Origin of the sequence: 'Chrysanthemum coronarium' phytoplasma, from assembly GCF_000744065.1 — a bacterium.
Taxonomy (GTDB): domain Bacteria; phylum Bacillota_I; class Bacilli_A; order Acholeplasmatales; family Acholeplasmataceae; genus Phytoplasma; species Phytoplasma asteris.
The window spans coordinates 1-864 of sequence record NZ_BBIY01000127.1; the positions used below are offsets into that span (position 1 = coordinate 1).

The 864-nt window shown below is 18.6% G+C and carries 1 protein-coding gene; it reads left to right on the plus strand.

Translation table 11 applies throughout. The annotated features are described in order from the left end of the window. Positions 1–136 precede the first annotated feature (136 nt). Positions 137–856: a hypothetical protein gene (locus OYV_RS04065; protein WP_052360419.1), complete on the plus strand. Its 720-nt coding sequence runs from the start codon at positions 137–139 to the stop codon at positions 854–856. The last annotated feature ends 8 nt before the right edge of the window (positions 857–864 follow it).

The window sequence follows — 864 nt, forward strand, 5'->3', positions numbered from 1 at the left end:
TTAAAAAACTGTATATTTATATATGTAGATGATAAATTATATTTTGCATGATAAAGATAAAAATAAAAACTATTGAAACTATTGAATAATTATTTTTGTTTATTAATTTAGATATTTTAAAAAGGAATATATTAAAATGAAATTAAAAATAAAAAGTTTAAAAGAAATTAACGATCAAATTCTATCAGGGAAAATTAAAGAATATAATATGCATGATAAAATAAATATTTATGAATATTGTAAATATGCTTCAGCAATAAAAAAAACATTTAATTATAATTATCATCGTAATTATGTTGAAAAAGATTACCCAATGGATTGTATTTTTATTACAGGTCCATCTGGAGTAGGTAAATCTGTTTTATCTAAAAAAATAGCCAAAAATAAAGGTTATAGTGCTTATATTTCATCAATTTCTAAAGATATTTTAGATAATTACAAAGGACAAGAATGTATTATTTTAGACAACATACGTTCTTATTCAATAGATTTATCTGATTTAATAGTAATATTAGACAATAATGCTACACATTCAAATATTAAAAGTCGTTGTAAACATAAATTATTTTCATGTGAATTAATGATTATTAATACTATTAAAAGCATTGATGATTTATTTGAAAATGAAAATGAAAAGATTTATAATAGATTAAAACGTCGTTGTAAGTTTCATATTAAAATAGATTCAAAATATATTACTTTTAAAGTTTGGAATCCAGTAAAAATGAAATATGATTTAATAGAAAAAAAACCTAATAATTTATTAAATGAATTCCAAATAAAAAGATTGAGCGAAAAAGAACAAAAAGATAAAATAAAAAAAGTTTTAAAAATAGATTTAGATGAAGATTCTTAATCTTTTTA